Origin of the sequence: Nonomuraea sp. B5E05 (assembly GCF_039880665.1) — a bacterium.
Taxonomy (GTDB): Bacteria; Actinomycetota; Actinomycetes; order Streptosporangiales; family Streptosporangiaceae; genus Nonomuraea.
Genome location: NZ_JBDPMJ010000074.1, coordinates 1 through 3,238, shown reverse-complemented (window position 1 = coordinate 3,238; position 3,238 = coordinate 1). Strand labels below are relative to the sequence as shown.

Here is a 3,238-nt window from a genome sequence, read left to right as displayed (position 1 = left end):
GCATGCGTGGAGCTTCCACCGACTCGGGAGCTTCATCTCCTACAAGGCGGCCCGGGCCGGGGTCGCCGTCATCCACGTCGACCCGTCCTACACCAGCCAGCAGTGCTCGGCCTGCGGGCACGTGGACCGGCGCAACCGGCCCGACCAGGAAACCTTCTCCTGCACGTCGTGCGGCTTCGCTGAGCACGCCGACGTCAACGCAGCCCGCAACATCGCCTCACGCGGTGAAACGGGCTGGGCAGTGAGTCACGCTGCCTGACGCGGACCAGACCGTGCACCCCATGCACGGCGAGGAGCTGTAAGCTCGGTCGTTCACAACCGAGAAGCTGACCTTCTACACCAAGGGCGCGGAGAAGGCCGCGTTCACGGTCAAGGCGCCCGGCGACGTCAGCGTCGACACGCCCGTCACCCTGACGCCGGCCAAGCGCGGGAACTGGACGAAGTGGACCGGCACGAAGTCCGCCGACGCCGGCAACCTCGGCAAGTGGGGCTGGAGAGCCTCCGCCACCGGCGACGGCGACGCGTCCCGCAGCGGGACGTTCGAGGTCGTCAAGAAGCTGCTCGACACCAAGATCGCCAATTTTGGCGCCCGCCCCGGCCGGGTCGACAAGGGCGACAGGCTCCGCTTCTCCGGCTCCCTGCGGATCGAGGACCGCGCCCGCGTGTCGGGCCAGCGGGTGGAGATCTTCTTCAAGGCCGCAGGCTCTGACCGGTGGACGTACGTCACGAGCGACAGGACCAGCCCCCACGGCCGCTTCTACGCCTCCGCCACCGCGCGAAGCTCGGGCTGGTGGCGCGCCGAGTACGACGGCGCCCGCGGCGTCAAAGGCACGGTCAGCCGCCCGGACTGGGTGACCGTCAAGCCGCCGCCCGAGAAGGCGGACACGCGGCTGATCAACGTCAACGCCTACCCCGAGCCGGTCAAGCGCGGCACTCACCTGAGGATCAGGGGTCTGCTGCAGAACGACGACGAGGGCTCCTGGGAGGGACACCAGGGCCGGGTGTCGCTGTACTTCAAGCCGCTGGGCTCGCGCTCGTGGCAGTACGTGAAGACGACCTGGTCCAGCGACAGCGGCCGCCTCTACACCAAGGCCAAGGCCTGGCGGTCGGGTCACTGGAGGTTCGTCTTCCGCGGTGACGACGACGCCTACGGCGCCACCAGAGGCTCGGACTACGTCCGCGTGCGACGGTGACCGCCTGAGATGAGGAGCGGCCTCGGGCACACCGCCCGGGGCCGCTCCAGTCTCGGCCTAGTTGGGCTGCTGGCCGGGCAGCTTGGCGTCGATGCGGACAAGAAGGGACTTGATGTCCGCGATGTCACTGTCGACGGCGTCGAATCGCCGGTCCACTGCCTCGAACCGCTCGTCCACGGACTTGAACCGGTCGTCCACGGCCGTGAAGCGCTCGTCCATGGCCTTGAACTGCTCGTCCACGGACTTGAACCGGTCGTCGATCTCACGGGCCTGCTTGCCCATGAACGCCTCGAGACGGTCGAACCGGGCCTCGTGTGAGTCGAGCCGCTGGTAGATCTTGTCGATCTGCAGCTCCATCCGCGCGGCCTTGGAGTTCACGATGGCGAAGTTGTCCGCCATTTCCGTCCTGACGTTCTGAATCTGGTCATCGAGGTCGTTGAGGCGGTCGTCCACATTCGTGAAACGGGTGTTCGCCTCCTCGCGGAACTTCTCGAGCCTGGTGAGGACGTTCTGTCCTACGACGTCCACACGATCGTGCAGCGAGCTGAAGCGTTCGGCGACGCTGGTGCCGGGCATGCCGCTGAATGTACCGTGCTCGAGCGCCGTGACCCGGGTCTCCAGGTCACGAACCTGCTCGGAAAGATCCAGCATTGCATGGGCTCCTTTCGGGGGGCGGGGCTGAAAGCGCGCGCGCATCGGGAAAGTTACCCTCCGTGAGTGGCTGACCGCAGCAGGATACGAAAATCAGTCCTACTCGGCCCGCCTGAACTGGGCGATGCCCACGCCGAGCAGCGCCGCCCCGAGCGCGGCCACGACGCCCAGCTCCAGCAGCACCGGCACCTGCTGGCCGAACCACGTCACCCCCGGGTTCAGCACCGCGTTCACCTGGGCCGGCACGTCCAGATGGGAGAAGACCGCCTGCCGCATCGGATCCACCGCGTACGTCATCGGGTTGACCACGGTCAGCACGTGCAGCCACGAAGGCAGGTTGGCCAGCGGGAACATCGCCCCCGACAGGAACATCATCGGCATGATCGCCATCTGCATCAGCCCGAAGAACGACTGCATGTTCTTCATCCGGGCGGCCAGCATCACCCCGAAGGCCGTGATCGTGAACGCCGCCAGGAACATCTCCGCCAGCAGCGTGAGGAACAGCGTGGGGGAGTAGGGCACGCCCACCAGCCCCGCCATGGCGAGGATGACGACGCCCTGCCCGGTGGCCACGATGGCGCCGCCCAGGCACTTGCCGACCACGATCGCGCCGCGCGACACGGGCGCGACGAGCATCTCCCTGAGGAATCCGAACTCGCGGTCCCACACGATGGACCCGGCGGAGAACATGCCCGTCATGATCACGGTCATGGAGATCATGCCGGGATACATGAACGTGCGGTAGTCGATCCCGGGGATCGAACCCTGCACCAGCGAGCCCAGGCCCGTGCCCATGATGAACAACCACAACACGGGCTGCATGAGCATCGACAACATGCGGGTGCGGTCGTTGGCGAACCGCAGCATCTCCCTATGGAGCACGATCTTGACGGCCCGGAGGTCGTGACCGGCGCTGCGGGCCGACACCCGGACACTGATGGTCTCTGCCGCCATGACTACCGCCTAGGCCGCATGGTACGGGCGGAGCGTGGTGGCGGTTGACCGCTGGTTCCCCTCCTCCAAGCTGTGCTCGGAGTGCGGGGCCCTGCAGGAGAAGATGCCGCTGAACGTCCGGGAGTGGATTTGTGCCTGCGGCGCGGTCCATGACCGGGACGTCAACGCGGCCAAGAACGTGCTCGCCGCTGGGCTGGCGGAGAGCTGAAACGCCTGTGGAGCGGGTGTAAGACCTCAACGAGAGTCCTCTCGGACGGGCGACCGGCTGTGAAGCAGGAAGCCTCACGGGCGACCGTGGGAATCCCCCTCGTTTACGACTCTGTTGGCCGATTCCGGTTGATGATCCCCAGTTCGGGAGGGAGGCTGGGAACACCGGGCCGCGAGAACATGGAGGAGTTCCGTCATGTCTCTGCGTCCCCAGCCCGCTCGCGACGTTCCCG

Annotated in this window: 5 protein-coding genes and 1 pseudogene; 3 read left to right on the top strand and 3 right to left on the bottom strand. The window is 66.9% G+C overall.

The genetic code is table 11. The annotated features are described in order from the left end of the window. On the top strand, positions 1 to 259 hold a 259-nt coding region (locus ABGB01_RS45775; protein ID WP_347780606.1), incomplete at its 5' end, for a transposase. 75 nt (positions 260 to 334) lie between these two features. Here ABGB01_RS45775 and ABGB01_RS45770 read toward each other — a convergent pair. Then, positions 335 to 553, bottom strand: coding sequence for a hypothetical protein (locus ABGB01_RS45770; protein WP_347780604.1), 219 nt, complete (start codon positions 551 to 553; stop codon positions 335 to 337). Positions 554 to 662: 109 nt separating this feature from the next. On the opposite strand from ABGB01_RS45770, the gene ABGB01_RS45765 reads away from it, so the two are divergent. Next, entirely contained in the window at positions 663 to 1,193 is a 531-nt protein-coding gene (locus tag ABGB01_RS45765; protein ID WP_347780602.1) for a hypothetical protein, read from the top strand. A gap of 57 nt (positions 1,194 to 1,250) precedes the next feature. Here the strand turns inward: ABGB01_RS45765 and ABGB01_RS45760 are convergent, their stop codons facing one another. Together ABGB01_RS45760 and ABGB01_RS45755 are read right to left on the bottom strand one after the other, a co-directional pair. Next, entirely contained in the window at positions 1,251 to 1,844 is a 594-nt protein-coding gene (locus ABGB01_RS45760) for a hypothetical protein (protein ID WP_347780601.1), read from the bottom strand. A gap of 99 nt (positions 1,845 to 1,943) precedes the next feature. Next, a complete protein-coding gene (locus tag ABGB01_RS45755) occupies positions 1,944 to 2,798 on the bottom strand; it encodes an ABC transporter permease (protein ID WP_347780600.1) in 855 nt (284 codons plus the stop codon). A 16-nt stretch (positions 2,799 to 2,814) separates the two neighbouring features. Between ABGB01_RS45755 and ABGB01_RS45750 the strand changes: the two are divergent. Then, positions 2,815 to 3,003: pseudogene (locus ABGB01_RS45750) on the top strand (transposase); the annotation flags it as partial. Positions 3,004 to 3,238 lie beyond the last annotated feature (235 nt).

Excerpts from the sequence above, each read along its gene's own strand:
- ABGB01_RS45760 (WP_347780601.1), bottom strand. The coding sequence starts at position 1,844 with ATGCTGGATCTTTCCGAGCAGGTTCGTGACCTGGAGACCCGGGTCACG.
- ABGB01_RS45755 (WP_347780600.1), bottom strand. The coding sequence starts at position 2,798 with ATGGCGGCAGAGACCATCAGTGTCCGGGTGTCGGCCCGCAGCGCCGGT.